This window comes from Micromonospora sp. ATA51 (assembly GCF_016802855.1).
Taxonomy (GTDB): domain Bacteria; phylum Actinomycetota; class Actinomycetes; order Mycobacteriales; family Micromonosporaceae; genus Micromonospora; species Micromonospora sicca.
Genome location: NZ_JAEVHJ010000033.1, coordinates 1 through 15,195, shown reverse-complemented (window position 1 = coordinate 15,195; position 15,195 = coordinate 1). Strand labels below are relative to the sequence as shown.

Here is a 15,195-nt window from a genome sequence, read left to right as displayed (position 1 = left end):
CGGCCATCTCACTGATCGATATCGACGAAATTGAGCTCCTCCAGGGAGGAAAAATGAAGCACCGCGCCCTCGGTGCCGTGCTGTTCGGGGTTGGCGTACTGCTCCTGGCGCTGGCCGCCGGGTTGGTGTTCGTCGTGACCCCTGCGCTGGCCAAGCTCCCCTACGATCTGGATTCCTCGACCTCCGTGGCGGAGGCCAGCAACGCGAAGTTCCTCCAGATCAACGACGGGTCCATCAAGATCAACGACGGTGACCTCAGGTCCACCGTCCTGGTCACCCAGCTCCCCAAGGAGACGGCGAACCTGACCGGAGACCTCGACGGCAAGGCCGTGGTGTGGCGGGTCGGCCAGACCGTGGAACGGGTCGACAACAAGCAGCTGGTCAGCGCGTACGGCGCCCAGCTGGCCCTGGACCGGGTCTCCGGCGCGGCGCTGGAGTGGAACGGCCAGTGGCTCGACGACACCGGCCAGCAGGACAAGGGGATCAAGTTCGCCGGCCAGATCTACAAGTTCCCGTTCCACACGGAGAAGAAGGACTACCGGATCTTCGACCGCGACCTGCGGCGCGTCCGGGACGCGAAGTTCGCCGGTACGGAGAACATCAAGGGCATCGAGACCTACCGGTTCGAGCAGGTGATCACGGACGAGCCGCTGAACCTCGACTCGGGCCGGCTCACCCCGCTGCTGGCCACGTTCGCGCCGGGCGCGACCGACGGCAAGGTCGTCTACAGCAACCAGCGGACGGTCTGGGTGGACCCGGTGACCGGGTCGTTCATCAAGGTGCGCGAGGTACAGAAGAAGGTGCTGACCCCGAACGTGGGCGCGCCGACCACGCTGCTGGACGCGGACTTCGCGTACAACGAGGCGACCATCACCGCGTCGGCGGACCGGGCCAAGGACAGCCGGGACAGCCTCCGACTGCTGAGCGTCTACGTCCCGGTCGGGCTGGCCGTGCTGGGCCTGGTGCTGCTGATCGGTGGCGTGCTGGTGGGTCGTGGCGCAGCGGCCGCCGCGGTCGGCGAGGCGCGGCACCGGGCGGACGTTCCGACCCGCGTCGAGGAGCCGGTCCGGGGCGCCGACGCGGCGACCGACGAGCAGTTCGAGGTCGACCGCCAGGGCGGTCCGCTGAGCGACGAGATCCCGCCGGCGTCGACGAACTGGCGCGCGGAGGAGGAGCCGGCGGTGCCGGCACAGCGCCCGGCCACCGAGGACGGGGCCGGCAAGCGCTGAGGTGAGCAGAGCGCGGGCGGAGGGCGGGTCGACACGTGTCGACCCGCCCTCCGCGCCTCTGTGGTCACGCTGCGCGTTCGTTACATAATCGTAACGTGTCGATGTCTTCATTGCTCAGCGTCACGGCCGCGCGCCCGGAAAACCCACCTTTGGGCGCTTGCTCCCGGGGGCCGGTCGGCGACGCCCTCTGCGGAGCGTGAAATCGTCGCTTCGGCACGTAGATCGGAAGTTACCCGACCGTAGGTAGAGGCTTGTGATCCCCGCCTCAGTGGGTGCACCATCATTCGCACGTTCGTTACCCGCCGGTAACAGGTGTGACGGCCCGGCCCGGGGCCCCACCGGTCGACCGGCCCACCCCGAAGAGCACCAGCCCCAGCGAGGAGGAATCCGTGCAGGATCGGATCGACAACCCGGGACGCACCCGGTGGCGGCGCTTCGCCGCGATGATGGTGCCCGCGACGGCCGCGGTCGGCGCCATCCTGTTCGGCATGCAGAGCGGCGCGATCGCGTCCGACATCACCGTCTCCGGCCAGACCTTCAAGATCGGTGCGGCACGGCTGGAGGGTGACGGCTTCAAGCAGTACGGCGGCATCGTCCGGGAGAAGGACGGCAGCGTGCACCCGATCGCGCTCGCCGAGATCAGCAGCGCCGACCTCTACAAGCTCTGCCAGTCGGTCCGCGCCGACCTGCCCGGGATGCCGGTGGTGCTGACCATCAACGCCGGTGACGGCAAGGACCCGGCCAAGGCCAAGGACCTGCTGATCGCGATGGACAGCCTGGACGGAAACGCGACCTTCGACAACATCAAGATCGGTCGGGACGCGAGCGACCTGAACCCGACGGCCCGGACCGGCTCGTTCGGCCAGAACTCCGACAAGGTCACCATCACCAACCTGGAACAGGTCTCCCGCTACACCACCGCCTCCACCTTCAACCTGGTGGGCCTGCGGCTGAAGGTCAACGTCGGGAAGGACGCCACGGGCAAGGAGTGCTTCTGAGCTGAACCGCGGGCCCGCGGTCGCCGCCGCGGGCCTGTCCCCGTCCCTCGTCCCCCCGCTCCGCCAGGAGGAGTACGTGACAACCGCCGATCCGCAACACGTCCGCGCCGCTGGTGCCGGCCGGGCCTGGCGGAGCTTCCGCAGCTGGCGACGGACCCGGCCGTTCTGGGGCGGCCTGTTCACCGCGTTGGCCGGAGTGGAGATGTTCGCCTCCACCCGGATGACGCTCAACGGCCTGAGCTTCCACAGCGGATCCACCGGGCTGTACTCGCTGCTGATCCCGGCCATCCTGCTGACCTGCGGACTGCTGCTCTGGTTCAGCCCGGCTCAGCGGCTGTTCTACTCGATCGTCGCGGCGGTCACCACGATCTACTCGCTGATGGGGCTCAACCTCGGCGGCTTCTTCCTCGGCCTGCTGCTCGGCCTGGTCGGCAGCGCCCTCGGTTTCGCCTGGGCACCCACCGCCCGGCCCGCCCCCGGGGAGAGCGACGGCTCCGCCGGGCCGGTCGCCGGGACCCCGCCGGACGCGCCGGCCACCACCGGATCCGACGATCCGGGCGTGGTCGACGAGTTGATGCCGGCCGACGGCCGGGGCGTACCGCGGCAGCGCGACGAGGCGCCGCCGCGTACTCCCCGGGGGAGCACGCAGGCGACGGCCGTCCGCGTGACGCGGCGCCGGCCCGGTCCGGCGACGGAACGCCGCCGGAGGGCCCGCCCGAGCCGCCCGGCGGCTCCCGCGAGCCCCGGTACTTCGCGGTGGCGCTGCTGGTGCTCGGTCTCTCCGCCGCCGGGCTGGTGGCCGTCCAGCCGCAGCCGGTACGCGCGGCCGCGCCGTCGCCCGCCGCCTGCCCGAAGCTGCCGGGGAAGATCGGCACCCCGTCCCCCTCCGCCAGCCGGCCGCCCCGTCGTCGACGCCGACGGCCAGCCCGAGCCCGTCGCCGGGGACCACCTCGGACGGAAACCTCCTCACCGACATCCTGCGGGGCATCGGGGACCTGTTCACCGGTGGGCACCAGGCCGAGCCCAGCCCGACCCCGTCGGCAAGCGCCACCCCCACCCCGAGCGTCGGGACGGCCGGGCCGACCGCCGCGCCGACGCCGACCGCCACCGCGCCGCGAGGCACCTGCCCCGCCGGGAAGCCCGCCAAGCCCGGCACACCCCAGCCCGGCAAGCTGCTGCCGAAGATCGCTCCCGAGCCGGGGCAGCCGAAGGTGGCCCGACAGCCGTCGAAACTGACCGGTTCGAAGGTCACCATGAAGGGGCTGCGGTTCGAGGGGATCGTCGACCTGCCCACCTCGGGCGGGACGCTGAAGGCGTTGAAGTTCGGCATGGCCGAGGCGGTGACCGACGACTTCAAGCTGGTGGCGGACGGGCCGGCGGGCCGCAACCAGCAGTACGTGACGGACCAGCTGACCGTGCGGGGCGACGTCGCGTTCTACGCCACCCGCTTCGTCGGTCGGCTCCTCGGTATCAAGATCACGCTGACCCCGGACCTGCCGTTCCCGGACGGCATCCCGGTCACCTCGCCGATCCCGGTCACCTTCACCGACCCGGTGATCGACCTGGCCTTCGTCGACTGCGACACGCTGACCGCCCGGCCCTCGCTGGCGCTCAGCCTCTCCTGACCTTCGTCCCACCACCGGTGACCGGGGGCGGGCACCCGCCCCCGGTCCGCCGATCAGAGCCGGGCCAGCGCCCGACGCAGCGGGTCGAGCCCGAGCGAGCCGAGGTCGAGCGCCTGCCGGTGGAACTCCTTGAGGTCGAAGTCGGCGCCCTTGCGGGCCTTCGCCTCCTCGCGGGCCTGCAGCCAGATCCGCTCACCCACCTTGTAGGAGGGGGCCTGCCCGGGCCAGCCCAGGTAGCGGTTCAGCTCGAAGCGCAGGTTCTCGTCCGGCACCCGGCAGTGCGCCCGCATGAACTCCCAGCCCAGCTCCGGCGTCCAGCGCTCACCGGGGTGGAAGCCGAACGGGTTGTCCCTCGGGATCTCCAGCTCCAGGTGCATGCCGATGTCCACGATCACCCGGGCGGCCCGGAACGCCTGCCCGTCCAGCATGCCGAGCTTGTCGCCCGGGTCCTCCAGGTAGCCCAGGTCGTCCATCAGCCGCTCCGAGTAGAGCGCCCAGCCCTCGCCGTGCCCGGAGACCCAGCAGAGCAGCCGCTGCCAGCGGTTGAGCAGCTCCGCCCGGACGGCGGTCTGCGCGACCTGGAGGTGGTGACCCGGCACGCCCTCGTGGTACACGGTGGTCACCTCCCGCCAGGTGGAGAAGTCGGTGATGCCCTGCGGCACCGCCCACCACATCCGCCCCGGACGGGAGAAGTCCTCGCTCGGGCCGGTGTAGTAGATCGCGCCGTCGCTGGTCGGCGCGAGGCAGCACTCGATCCGGCGGACCTGCTCGGGGATGTCGAAGTGGGTGCCGTGCAGCTCGCTGATCGCCTTGTCGGCGAGCGCCTGCATCCAATCCCGGAACGCCTCCTTGCCCTGGATGGTCCGGGCCGGGTCGGCGTCCAGCGCCCGCACGGCATCATCGACAGTGGCACCGGGACCCGCGATGCGACCAGCCACGGTTCGCATCTCGCCCTCCAGCCGGGCCAGCTCCGCGAAGCCCCAGGCGTACGTCTCGTCCAGGTCGACCTTCGCGCCGAGGAAGTACTGCGAGGCCAGCTCGTACCGCTCGCGGCCGGCGGCCTGCTTCTCCCGCCCCTGCGGGGCCAGCTCGGCCCGGAGGAACTCGCCGAACTGGGCGGTCGCCGCGGTGGCCGCCGCAGCGCCCTTGCGCAGCTCGGCGCCGAGCGTGCCGTCCGCGCCCAGCCGCTCGACCAGGCCGTGGAAGAAGTTGTCGCCGGCCGGGTCGGTCCAGACGTCGCACTGCTTGGCGACCTCGACCAGCTGCACCCGGGAGCTGACCCGCCCGGCGGCGGCCGCCTCGCGCAGGGTCGTCTTGTAGCCCTCCAGCGCGCCGGCGAACCGGTTGAGCCGGGCGGCGACGTTCGCCTTGGCGTCGTCGCCCTCGGTCGGCATCAGGTCGAACACCATGCGGATCTCGTGCAGCCCGCTGGCGATCACGTTGACCTCGCTGGTGGTCTCGCCCGCCTCGTGCCGGGCGAGCTCCAGACCGAGGCGCTCCTGCATCGCCTCCTTGGCGGTCCGCTCCGCCTCCGAGTCCGGTTCGGTCACGTCGAGGTCGGCCAGGGTGCGCCGGGTCAGCTCGGCGCGGGCCGCGTACCCGTCGGGCGACAGGTCGTCGAGCTGGTCGTCGTAGCCGGCGATGCCGACGTAGGTGGCGCCGGTCGGGCTGAGCGGGGCCCAGTCGGTCACGTACCGGTTGGCGAGGTCATCGATTCGTCCCACGGTGCGACCCTACGTGACCCTGGTGCCCTCGTGTCGACTGTGTTTGTCGTGTTCAGGGCGGTAGCTCGGGCCGGTCGCTGTGGCGGTGGACACGGCGTCCGAAAAGCGCGGGACTTCGTCGTACCCCTCGGGCAGAGTGTCAGGGGTGACCGCCGCTACCACTCCTGACCGCGCTGCCGTGCGCAGCTGGCTGCCCGGCTTCCTCGCGCTCGCCGCGATCTGGGGCTCGAGCTTCCTGTTCATCAAGGTCGGCATCGAGGAGCTGCACCCGCTGCACCTCACCCTCTACCGGGTCGCCACCGGGGCGGTGACCCTGCTGGTGGTGCTCGCCCTGCTGCGCGACCGGCTGCCCCGCGAGCCCCGGGTCTGGGCGCACCTGTTCGTGGTCGCCGCCTTCGGCGTGGCCGTCCCGTTCACCCTGTTCGGCTTCGGCGAGCAGCGGGTCGAGTCGATGCTCGCCGGCATCTGGAACGCCACCACGCCGCTGATCGTGCTGCCGCTCGCGGTGCTGGTCTTCCGCACCGAGCGGCTGACCGCCCGGCGCGCGGTCGGGCTCGGGCTGGGCTTCCTCGGCGTGCTGGTGGTGCTCGGCGTCTGGGAGGGCGTGGGCGGGGCGCACTTCACCGGCCAGCTCATGTGCCTCGGTGCGGCCGCCTGCTACGGCGTCGCCATCCCGTACCAGAAGAAGTTCATCGCCGGCAGCTCGTACTCGGGCCTCTCGCTCTCCGCCGCTCAGCTGCTGGTCGCCGCGCTCCAGCTCGCCGTCGTCGCGCCGCTGGTGGCCGGAGCGCCGCCGGTGCCGACCGGGCTCTCCGTCGAAGTGGTGGCGAGCGTGCTGGCGCTCGGCGCGCTCGGCACCGGGCTGGCCTTCGTGATCAACCTGCGCAACATCCGGGTGGCCGGGGCGAGCACCGCCTCCACGGTGACCTACCTGATCCCGGTCTTCGCGGTGCTGGTCGGCGCGGTGGTGCTCGACGAGCGGCTGAACTGGCACCAGCCGGTCGGCGCGCTGATCGTGCTCGTCGGCGTGGCGGTGGCCCAGGGACTGCTGGGCCGCCGGAAGCCCACGCCCGTCAGCGCCGGTACGCCGGCCGTGCCCGCCGTCGAGCCGGCCGCCCGCCGCTGACCCTCCCGCCAGCGGGAGGTCACCCGCCGGGTCAGCGGCGGCTGTGGGTCCACTTCACCAGGCGGTCGGCCTTCCAGGTGTTGATCACGCGGTCCGCCGGGACCCCGCAGAGGGCCGCGCGCTCGCAGCCGAACCGCTGCCAGTCGAGCTGGCCGGGGGCGTGCGCGTCGGTGTTGATCGCGAACCGGCAGCCCGCCTCCAGGGCGCGGCGGATCAGGCGCTTCGGTGGGTCCTGCCGCTCCGGGCGGGAGTTGATCTCGACCGCGACGCCGCGCTCGGCGCAGGCGGCGAAGACCGCGTCCGCGTCGAAGTCGCTCTCGGAGCGGGTACGCGGTCGGTGCGCCCGGTCGCCCGGGCCCTGCACCCCGGCGGGCCGGGACGACACCATCCGCCCGGTGCAGTGGCCGAGGATGTCCAGGTGCGGGTTGGCGATCGCGACCAGCATCCGGCGGGTCATCTTCGCCCGCTCGTCGTTCAGCCCGCTGTGCACCGAGCCGACCACCACGTCGAGGCGGGCCAGCAGCTCCTCCTCCTGGTCCAGCGAGCCGTCGGCGAGGATGTCCACCTCGATGCCGGTGAGGATGCGGAACCCCTTCGGCAGCGCGTCGTTGACCGCGGCCACCTGGTCGAGCTGCCGGCGCAGCCGGTCTGCGGTGAGGCCGCGGGCCACCTTCAGCCGGGGCGAGTGGTCGGTCAGCACCAGGTACTCGTGACCCAGCTCCACCGCCGCGAGCGCCATCTCCTCGATCGGTGACCCGCCGTCGGACCAGTCCGAGTGGGTGTGGCAGTCGCCGCGCAGCGCCTCCCGCAGCGCGCCGGCCGCGGCGTCCAGGTCGGTGCCCTCGGTGGCGACCAGCCGGCGCAGGTAGACCGGTTCCTCGCCGGCCAGCGACTCGGCCACGCAGCGGGCGGTGACGTCCCCGACCCCGGACAGCTCGGTGAGCGTGCCGGCGTGGGCGCGCTCCGCCACCTCCTGCGCCGACAGCGCGGCCAGGGCCTTGGCCGCCGAGCGGAACGCCCGGACCCGGTAGGTGGCCTCGTTGGCCCGCTCCAGCAGGAACGCGATCCGGCGCAGGTCGGCGATGGGATCCCGGGCACTCACGCCCTGCAACCTACGCGCCCGCCCGCAACCACGCGGAAGTCCGACGGCGGATGTCGCGAGTGGACCGGGTCAGCCGGCGCCGCTGGTCGTCGTCGGCGCCTTCGGGCAGCCGTGCTTCCGCTGCCACGCCACCACCTCGGCGGCCGGCGCGCGGTTGCCCCGCTTGCGCCACGAGTCCAGGTAGCGGGCCGGCCAGATCACCCCCCGGCGGATCCACCAGTCGTCGTGGCCCCGGCACGCGGGCGAGATGCCGAAGTGCAGGTGGCAGACGTTGTTCGCGTTGCCGGTGCGGCCCACCCGGCCCAGCTGCTGACCGGCGCGGACACGCGCCCCGGCGGTGACGCCGGCGGAGACCGCGCTCAGGTGCGAGCCGTAGTAGCGCACCCCGTCGTCGCCGAGCAGCGAGACCGAGAGGCCCCCGTTGTACGGCCCCAGCGGACCCCGCTCGTCGAACCGGTCCACCCGGCTCACCTCGAGGATCCGCCCGTCGGTGACGGCGACGACGGGTTCCCCGCAGTCGGCGAAGATGTCCGTCCCCGGGTAGGCGGAGTGCGTCGGGTGGTAGGCGACGTTGTCGGCGCGGACCGGGAAGACGTGCCGCAGTTCGGTGCGGGTCGGCGAGGGGGACGGCGACGGCACGCCGGGCGTCGGGGTGGGCGGCGCGGACTGCTCGGCGGTCGGGACGGCGCTCGGCCCGTCCCACACGTTGGTCGGCGTCGCGGTGGGACGGCTGCCGGCCGCGCAGCCGGCGGCGAGCGCCGGCGCGAGCAGCAGCAGGACCGGGTACGCCGAACGCGGGCGGCGTCCGATCGATCGCGAGCGCATCCGGCCATCCTGGCAGACCACTACCGTAGGGACGAACGCCGCGACCGCCGCCTCGCCGTCCGGTCGCGCTGGGTGACTACGCCGAGGACGGCGACTACGGTCCGTGAAGGGAGCAGGGGCGATGAACGGGTGGAACGCCGTACCCGGCGAGCCGCGTCCGGATGCCGGCCGCCCGCTGCCGCACACCCCCTCCGGGCTCTTCCCCTCCGGGCCGCCGGCCCGGCCCACCTGGCGGGAGCCGCACCCGGTCACCGGCGGCGGGGTGGCGGCCGGCGGCGCCACGGCGACGGTCTGGCTGCTCCTGTTCGGCCTGCTCGGCCGGGACGTAACCGGTTATGCCTGGTGGACCGTGATCGCCGGTGGGCTGGCCTGGCTGGCCGCCGCGGTGCTGGTGCGGTTCGGCGACCGCGGGGTCGCGACGGGGGTCGCGATCGTCACCGCCGGCGGGTGGAGCATCGCCGCGGCGGTCGTCGCGGTCCGCTGGGCGCAGAGCGGGGACTGGCCGCTCTGGTGACTTTCGGTGATGGTCCGGCTGCGCAGCGAACACCATCTTGACGTACGCGCTGTGACGGTGAACCCTCGGCGGTATGGCCTGGACCACCCCGCGGCTCGACCCTGAGCGGAGCCGCCGCCGCCTGCAACTCCTCGCCGAGTTGGCCGGTGCCCGCACGGTACGCCAGCGCGAACGGCCGCAGCGGGCCCGCACCGAGCGGTTGCGCCAGCTCATCGCCACCCGCAAGCGGATCGCCGGCTGATCCGACTTTCTCCAGGATTGACCGGCCCTTCGGGGCGTTGACCGGTCGCCTGCCGACCCGACCGGTTAACGTGCACGCGAGACGAGTCGGCGTGCTGCCGAGGGCCAATTTGGGGGGACCGTGTCGTACTTCGCCGCTGCCGCCGTACGCGTCGAGGGCGGCTGGACCGCCGACGAGGTGAGCCTGCGGGGCGCCACCGACATCGAGGAGGTTGCCGACCGGCTGCGCGACGTCGAGCCGGACGCGGAACTGTCCCTGCTCTTCGTCGAGGCGGACGACGCCTACCTGGTGATCCTGCGCCTGGACGAGGGGGAGGACCTGCGGGTCTTCGGCTCCGACTCGGCGTACGCCGAGGAGTCCCGGCTGGGTGCCCTGCTGGTCGGCGACCTGAAGACCTCGGTCACCGGCGACGAGCCGCGCGCGGCCGTCACCGGCGGGGACGAGGAGACCGAGCAGCCCGCGGTGGACCCGGAGGCCGACCCGGTGGGTGACGCGGACATCCTCGCCGACCTGGGCATCCCCGCTCAGAAGCTGCTCGCCCTCTGCGCGCACGAGGGAATGCTGCCGGCCGACGTGACCGCGGAGATCTGCCAGGTGCTCGGCTGCGCGGACGAGATCGAGGAGCTGCGTGAGGTCTGACCCGTCCGGAGCGGTGCCGCCCGGCGGCGCCGAGCCGGCAGACGCCACCGACCCGGCGCTGGAGACACTCCGGCCGGGGCAGCCGACCCCGGGCGCGGTGGGCCGGGTCGGCCCGGGCGCGGACGAGGGGCTGGCCGACCCGGGCGAGGTGGGCCGCCGCCAGCGGCACGAGGTCTGGATGCGCCGGGCGCTGGAGGTCGCGGTCACCGACCCGGCCGACGGGGCGCCCGCCGACGACGTCGACGCCGTCGCGGACATCCCGGTCGGGGCGGTGGTCTACGGCCCGGACGGCGCCGAGCTGGCCATCGGCCGCAACGAGCGCGAGCTGACCGGGGACCCGACCGCGCACGCCGAGATGCTGGCGCTGCGGCGGGCCGCCGAGCGGCTGGGACGCTGGCGGCTGGAGGGCTGCACCCTGGTGGTGACGCTGGAGCCCTGCACGATGTGCGCGGGCGCGATCGCCCTGGCCCGGATCTCCACGGTGGTCTTCGGGGCCTGGGAGCCCAAGACCGGGGCGGTCGGGTCGCTCTGGGACGTGCTGCGCGACCGCCGCGCGATTCACCGTCCGGAGGTGTACGGCGGGGTGCTGGAGACGGAGAACGCCGCCGTGCTCCGCGCCTTCTTCCGCTGACCGTCCCGCGCCCGTGTCCTGGTCAGGCGGGCACCGTGGCCGGACGCAGCAGGGTCGCGGCGACCGCCCGGGCGGCCGCCGTCCACGGGGTGGGGCGCAGGGTTGCCGGATCGAGCCGGACGATCGCCCGGGTGCCCTGCGCGTACAGGGTGTCGCCGTCGACGGAGCGGAACTCGAAGGCGTACTGGGCGCTGCTGGTGCCGAAGTACTCGAGCCAGAAGTGCACGGCCACCGGCCCGGTGCCGGTGATCGGGGCCCGGTAGGTGATGGTGAACTCGCGTACCGCGTGGAACACGTCGGGAGCGCTGTGCTGCCCGCCCTGGAAGGAGACGCCGCGGTCGGCCCAGTACGGCGTCAGGGCCCGTTCCAGCAGCACCGCGTAACGGGCGTTGTGCAGGATGCCCATGGCGTCGAGGTCGTCGAAGTGCACCGTGACGTGCTCGACGTGGCCGAACTCGACGACGGGCTGGTCGACGATGGCGTGGCTCATGACAGGCCTTCCGGTAGCAGGGTCGGATCGGGGCACAGGGCCCGCAAGCGGTTCAGCAGGCCCTGGCGGGCGTGCCGGTAGGCGGCGTCCGGGTCCAGCAGCCGGGACCGCATCACCGCGCTGATCCCGAGCGCGTCGATCTCGTACGCCACCTGCTGGACGTCAACGTCGGCCGGGAGTTCACCGAGGGCGACCGCCTCGAGGACGAGGCGTTCGAGGAACGCGGTCCAGCGGCCGAATGCCTCGGCGAGCCGGTCCCGGACCGGACCGGGTCGGGCGTTGTACTCGAACTCGGTGTTGGCGAAGAAGCAGCCGCCGGGGAGCACCCGCGCGGCGTAGAAGTCGATCCGGGCCTCGTGCAGCGCCCAGATTCGCCGTACGCCGCGCGGGGCGCGCAGGGCCGGGCCGATGATCCGTTCCTGCCACTGCTCCACCGCCCGGTCGACCGTGGCGAGTTGGAGCGCCTCCTTGGACCGCCAGTGGGCGAACAGGCCGGATTTGCTCACGCCGAGGGTGTCGGCGAGCTGCGCGAGGGAGAGCCCGTGCAGGCCGGCCTCGGTGGCCAGGCCCACCGCCGCGTCCAGCACGGCCGTGCGGGTGCGTTCGCCCCGGGCGAGGCGGCCGTCGAGGGTCATGCGGGCAGCGTAACCAGAAAAAGAACGACCGGTCGTATTTATTCTTGTGATCTGAAACGCAGCCGCCCCGCCACCAGAGGTGGCGGGGCGGCAAAGGGGAGGGGTCAGGCGATGGCGGTGTCCAGGGCGATCTCGACCATCTGGCTGAAGGTCTGCTCGCGCTCGGCGGAGGTGGTCTTCTCGCCGGTCTTGATGTGGTCGCTGACCGTCAGGATGGTCAGCGCCCGCGCCTTGAACCGAGCGGCGATCGTGTAGAGCGCCGCGGACTCCATCTCGACGGCCAGCACACCGTAGTCGGCGAGGGTGTCGTACAGGTCCGGCCGGTCGGTGTAGAAGGCGTCCGCCGCCAGGATCGGCCCGACGTGCATGGTGATGCCGCGCCGCTCGGCCACCTCGACCGAGGTACGCAGCAGCCCGAAGTCGGCCACCGGTGCGTAGTCGATCAGCCCGTCGAAGCGCATCCGGTTCATGTTCGAGTCGGTGGACGAGCCGATCGCGGCGACCACGTCCCGCAACTGGAGGTCCTCGCTGAGGGCGCCGCAGGAGCCGACCCGGATCAGGGTCTTCACCCCGTACTCGTTGATCAGTTCGTGGGCGTAGATGGAGGCGGAGGGCATGCCCATGCCGGAGCCCTGGACGGAGACCTCGACGCCGTTCCAGCGGCCGGTGAAGCCCAGCATGCCGCGGACCGTCGAGTAGCAGCGCGCGCCCTCGAGGTAGGTCTCCGCGATCCACTTGGCCCGCAGCGGGTCACCCGGCATCAGGACCCGCTCGGCGATCTCTCCCGGCTCAGCGCCGATGTGCGTACTCATGGCAAAGATCCTGCCAGGCCCGCCCCGCGGATACCGGTTCGGCGTCCACACCCGGGGTCCTGTACCCTCGTCGGCGGTGGCGTGTCCGAGTGGCCTAAGGAGCACGCCTCGAAAGCGTGTGAGGGTTTACGCCCTCCGCGGGTTCAAATCCCGCCGCCACCGCTCATGAAATGCGAGAACGCCCGGTCGGTCCGTGAGGACCGCCGGGCGTTCCGCTTGTGGTCTCAGTTGTGGTCTCAGTTCGCGCTCAAGAGCCCAGTTTCGGGTCCTCTGTCGGGCTGTCCCACAGCAGTCCACCAACGCGCTGGGCGATGTCCCGACGCACCTGGGTGGTGAGGTGCTGGTACCGGGCCGCCATCGCCGAGTTCGACCAGCCCATGATGCCCGTCACCGCCCGCTCGGCCACGCCGAGGATCAGCAGCACCGTGGCGGCGGTGTGGCGGGCGTCGTGCAACCGGCCGTTCCGTAGGCCGGCGAGGCGAAGCAGCCGCTTCCACTCGTCGTAGTCCGTGCGCGGGTTGACCGGGCCGCCGGTCGGCGTGGCGAACAGCCAGTCTCTGCCTTCCCAGAGTTGGGCGGCGGTGGCGCGCTCCTGGTCCATCAGGATGGCTGGTACATCCACGACGTGACGACGGGCCAGGACTACCGGTCGCCGCGAGACCGAGGCGAGACCGCGGACTACGGATACGTGGGACGGCTTCCCCGACCGGACGGCAAGGGCACCTTCCTCTACCTGGCGGCCACCCACGCACAGGGCACACTCGGTGCCGCCCACTTCGTCGCTACCAACCTCGCAGAGCTGTACAAGGAGCTGAAGAACCGCCGGTTCTCGACGGTCATCAAGTGCGTCTATGACCCGAAGGACCGGCGGAAGATTCTGTCGACCGAGCGGCTGACACCGCTATACCGCCCCGACGGCCGAGGCCAACCGGTACCCGTTCGGCTCCGCTCAGAAGCAGGCAGCCCTCCTGCGGATGAAACACGCCGAGTTGGCGTTGAGGAACCAGCCAGGAGGCTTCTGGGTAGCTGCGGCAGATCCCACCGTCGTCACACACGCGATCACCGGGCAGATTCCGCTTGCGGCTGTCCGGCGGCTGGCAGTGCTGACCGATGGCGCCGCACGCCTGGTCACGATGTTCGACCTGCTCAACTGGCGAGGGGTGCTCGACGTCCTGGACGAACACGGCCCGACTGAGCTGATCCGACGGGTCCGAGCGATCGAGGCAGCCGACCCGAACGGCACCAAGTGGCCCCGCAACAAAGGCAGCGATGACGCCACGGCGGTCTACGCGAACTGAGTCGGCCGGCCGCCGGCTGCCGGCGATGCCGGGCTCCAGTGGATGCGTTACGCATCTGTTCCAGTTGATGGGTGACAGTTGGTCGGCCGATAGAGCTTGGTCGTCACACTGCGTCACCGGATACTGCGTTGCCAGCTCCGCACACCTGCGGCACCCTTCCCGGCATGATCGAGACGCGTGTGCTTACCGAGGGCGATTGGAAGATGTGGCGGGAGCTGCGGCTCGCTGCGCTGGCAGAGGCGGCGTACGCGTTCGGTTCCCAACTGGCGGACTGGCAGGGCGACGGCGACCGTGAGGAACGCTGGCGCGGTCGGCTGGCCATCCCCGGCTCGTACAACGTACTGGCGATGCTCGACGGGCAGCCCGTCGGGATGGCCAGCGGGGTGCCGACCGATCAGGACGGCGTCGTCGAGCTGATCTCGATGTATGTGGCACCGGTGGGACGTGGCCGGAGCGTGGGCGACCACCTCGTGAGGGCGGTCGAGCAGTGGGCTCGGCAGGTGGGCGCGGGGACGCTGCGGCTGGCCGTGGTGGAGGGCAACAAGAACGCCTGGGCGCTCTACCAGCGGAACGGCTTCCGTGACACGGGTGAGCTAGGCGACCTCATGCCCGACGGCGTGCGTCGGGAGCACATCATGACCAAGAGTCTCGCGGGTTAGCGGTCGCCGTCGATCGAGGGTCTCCGGCCAGGACTTCACAGTCGGTAGCCGCGGATCGGGAATCGCGTAACCCATCAAGCGGAGTCAACGTGCAACGCTTCAATCGGAGTACGACAGCCGGCTGCCGACGATGTCGGTCTCAGGACGTCCGTGACAGATCAGTCTCGGGACGTGGGTGACACCTCCGGCTAGACGATCATGGCGTGCCCCGGCGCGCGGTCCATCCCGGCGAGGAAGGGGACATGCCCGCCCGGGACAATGAGCGGGTGAGCATCACCCGACTCATTACCTCGGAGGACGCGCCGGCCCTGGCCGAGCTGCTCCGCGTCAACCGTGAATTCCTCGCGCCGTGGGACCCGCGCCGGAGCGACGACTACTTCACGGCAGACGGCCAACACGCCGTCATCGAAGCCGATCTCCAGCAGCACGAGCAGGGATCGAAGCTGCCGCACGTCATCCTCGACGACTCCGGCTGCTTGGTCGGCCGCATCACCCTCAATGGCATAGTGCGCGGCCCGTTCCAGTCATGCTCCATGGGCTACTGGGTAACGAGGTCGTGCACGATTAGGACCCGGCAGTGCTTGTATGCCTGGTTCGGTTTGGTGGTTTGCCTACCGTTCGGCGCAGCGGTCGGAGACCAGTCCGGC

16 protein-coding genes, 1 tRNA gene and 3 pseudogenes are annotated in these 15,195 nt (G+C 71.7%); 13 read left to right on the top strand and 7 right to left on the bottom strand.

What is annotated here, in order from left to right:
• Nucleotides 1–53 precede the first annotated feature (53 nt).
• The 4 genes and pseudogenes from JNW87_RS08495 (at nucleotide 54) to JNW87_RS08480 (ending at nucleotide 3,852) form a co-directional block, all read left to right on the top strand.
• Nucleotides 54–1,229: a DUF3068 domain-containing protein gene (locus JNW87_RS08495; protein WP_109804391.1), complete on the top strand. Its 1,176-nt coding sequence runs from the start codon at nucleotides 54–56 to the stop codon at nucleotides 1,227–1,229.
• Nucleotides 1,230–1,618: 389 nt separating this feature from the next.
• Nucleotides 1,619–2,227, top strand: a complete 609-nt coding sequence (locus JNW87_RS08490; protein ID WP_109804392.1) for a DUF6230 family protein — start codon at nucleotides 1,619–1,621, stop codon at nucleotides 2,225–2,227.
• 76 nt (nucleotides 2,228–2,303) lie between these two features.
• A pseudogene (locus tag JNW87_RS08485) lies at nucleotides 2,304–2,624 on the top strand (DUF6114 domain-containing protein); the annotation flags it as partial.
• 814 nt (nucleotides 2,625–3,438) lie between these two features.
• Nucleotides 3,439–3,852 carry a hypothetical protein gene (locus JNW87_RS08480; RefSeq protein WP_238453445.1) on the top strand — a complete coding sequence of 138 codons (414 nt, stop codon included), beginning with the start codon at nucleotides 3,439–3,441 and terminating at the stop codon, nucleotides 3,850–3,852.
• A gap of 53 nt (nucleotides 3,853–3,905) precedes the next feature.
• On the opposite strand, the gene JNW87_RS08475 is transcribed toward JNW87_RS08480, so the two are convergent.
• Nucleotides 3,906–5,576 carry a DUF885 domain-containing protein gene (locus JNW87_RS08475; protein WP_109802175.1) on the bottom strand — a complete coding sequence of 557 codons (1,671 nt, stop codon included), beginning with the start codon at nucleotides 5,574–5,576 and terminating at the stop codon, nucleotides 3,906–3,908.
• Nucleotides 5,577–5,721: 145 nt separating this feature from the next.
• On the opposite strand from JNW87_RS08475, the gene JNW87_RS08470 reads away from it, so the two are divergent.
• Nucleotides 5,722–6,702 carry a DMT family transporter gene (locus JNW87_RS08470; RefSeq protein WP_238453444.1) on the top strand — a complete coding sequence of 327 codons (981 nt, stop codon included), beginning with the start codon at nucleotides 5,722–5,724 and terminating at the stop codon, nucleotides 6,700–6,702.
• 31 nt (nucleotides 6,703–6,733) lie between these two features.
• On the opposite strand, the gene JNW87_RS08465 is transcribed toward JNW87_RS08470, so the two are convergent.
• Both JNW87_RS08465 and JNW87_RS08460 read right to left on the bottom strand, forming a co-directional pair.
• On the bottom strand, nucleotides 6,734–7,804 hold the full coding sequence (locus JNW87_RS08465; protein WP_238453443.1) for a PHP domain-containing protein: 1,071 nt from the start codon (nucleotides 7,802–7,804) through the stop codon (nucleotides 6,734–6,736).
• 69 nt (nucleotides 7,805–7,873) lie between these two features.
• Entirely contained in the window at nucleotides 7,874–8,629 is a 756-nt protein-coding gene (locus JNW87_RS08460) for a M23 family metallopeptidase (protein WP_238453442.1), read from the bottom strand.
• A gap of 121 nt (nucleotides 8,630–8,750) precedes the next feature.
• Here JNW87_RS08460 and JNW87_RS08455 point away from each other — a divergent pair, with 121 nt between their 5' ends.
• The 4 genes from JNW87_RS08455 to JNW87_RS08440 all read left to right on the top strand — a co-directional run bounded on the left by JNW87_RS08455 (nucleotide 8,751) and on the right by JNW87_RS08440 (nucleotide 10,654).
• Nucleotides 8,751–9,143 carry a hypothetical protein gene (locus JNW87_RS08455; protein ID WP_238453441.1) on the top strand — a complete coding sequence of 131 codons (393 nt, stop codon included), beginning with the start codon at nucleotides 8,751–8,753 and terminating at the stop codon, nucleotides 9,141–9,143.
• Between the two features lie 73 nt (nucleotides 9,144–9,216).
• On the top strand, nucleotides 9,217–9,384 hold the full coding sequence (locus JNW87_RS08450; protein WP_165439858.1) for a hypothetical protein: 168 nt from the start codon (nucleotides 9,217–9,219) through the stop codon (nucleotides 9,382–9,384).
• Between the two features lie 120 nt (nucleotides 9,385–9,504).
• Nucleotides 9,505–10,023 carry a tRNA adenosine deaminase-associated protein gene (locus JNW87_RS08445; RefSeq protein ID WP_238453440.1) on the top strand — a complete coding sequence of 173 codons (519 nt, stop codon included), beginning with the start codon at nucleotides 9,505–9,507 and terminating at the stop codon, nucleotides 10,021–10,023.
• Between the two features lie 178 nt (nucleotides 10,024–10,201).
• Nucleotides 10,202–10,654, top strand: a complete 453-nt coding sequence (locus tag JNW87_RS08440; RefSeq protein ID WP_255543600.1) for a nucleoside deaminase — start codon at nucleotides 10,202–10,204, stop codon at nucleotides 10,652–10,654.
• 22 nt (nucleotides 10,655–10,676) lie between these two features.
• Here the strand turns inward: JNW87_RS08440 and JNW87_RS08435 are convergent, their stop codons facing one another.
• The 3 genes from JNW87_RS08435 to deoD form a co-directional block, all read right to left on the bottom strand.
• Entirely contained in the window at nucleotides 10,677–11,144 is a 468-nt protein-coding gene (locus tag JNW87_RS08435) for a thioesterase family protein (protein ID WP_238453438.1), read from the bottom strand.
• Nucleotides 11,141–11,779: a TetR/AcrR family transcriptional regulator gene (locus JNW87_RS08430; protein ID WP_109802168.1), complete on the bottom strand. Its 639-nt coding sequence runs from the start codon at nucleotides 11,777–11,779 to the stop codon at nucleotides 11,141–11,143. The genes JNW87_RS08435 and JNW87_RS08430 overlap by 4 nt, the downstream gene beginning before the upstream one ends.
• Before the next feature lie 104 nt (nucleotides 11,780–11,883).
• Nucleotides 11,884–12,591: a purine-nucleoside phosphorylase gene (gene deoD, locus JNW87_RS08425; protein ID WP_109802167.1), complete on the bottom strand. Its 708-nt coding sequence runs from the start codon at nucleotides 12,589–12,591 to the stop codon at nucleotides 11,884–11,886.
• A gap of 75 nt (nucleotides 12,592–12,666) precedes the next feature.
• Here deoD and JNW87_RS08420 point away from each other — a divergent pair.
• Nucleotides 12,667–12,753: transfer RNA gene (locus JNW87_RS08420), tRNA-Ser, on the top strand.
• Between the two features lie 85 nt (nucleotides 12,754–12,838).
• Here JNW87_RS08420 and JNW87_RS08415 read toward each other — a convergent pair.
• A pseudogene (locus JNW87_RS08415) lies at nucleotides 12,839–13,183 on the bottom strand (tyrosine-type recombinase/integrase); the annotation flags it as partial.
• 382 nt (nucleotides 13,184–13,565) lie between these two features.
• Between JNW87_RS08415 and JNW87_RS08410 the strand changes: the two are divergent.
• The 3 genes and pseudogenes from JNW87_RS08410 to JNW87_RS08400 form a co-directional block, all read left to right on the top strand.
• Nucleotides 13,566–13,889 (top strand): hypothetical protein, encoded by a 324-nt coding sequence (locus JNW87_RS08410; RefSeq protein ID WP_161557843.1) that lies wholly within the window; start codon nucleotides 13,566–13,568, stop codon nucleotides 13,887–13,889.
• A gap of 164 nt (nucleotides 13,890–14,053) precedes the next feature.
• Nucleotides 14,054–14,548, top strand: a complete 495-nt coding sequence (locus JNW87_RS08405; protein WP_238453437.1) for a GNAT family N-acetyltransferase — start codon at nucleotides 14,054–14,056, stop codon at nucleotides 14,546–14,548.
• A 266-nt stretch (nucleotides 14,549–14,814) separates the two neighbouring features.
• Nucleotides 14,815–15,195, top strand: a pseudogene (locus JNW87_RS08400) (hypothetical protein); the annotation flags it as partial.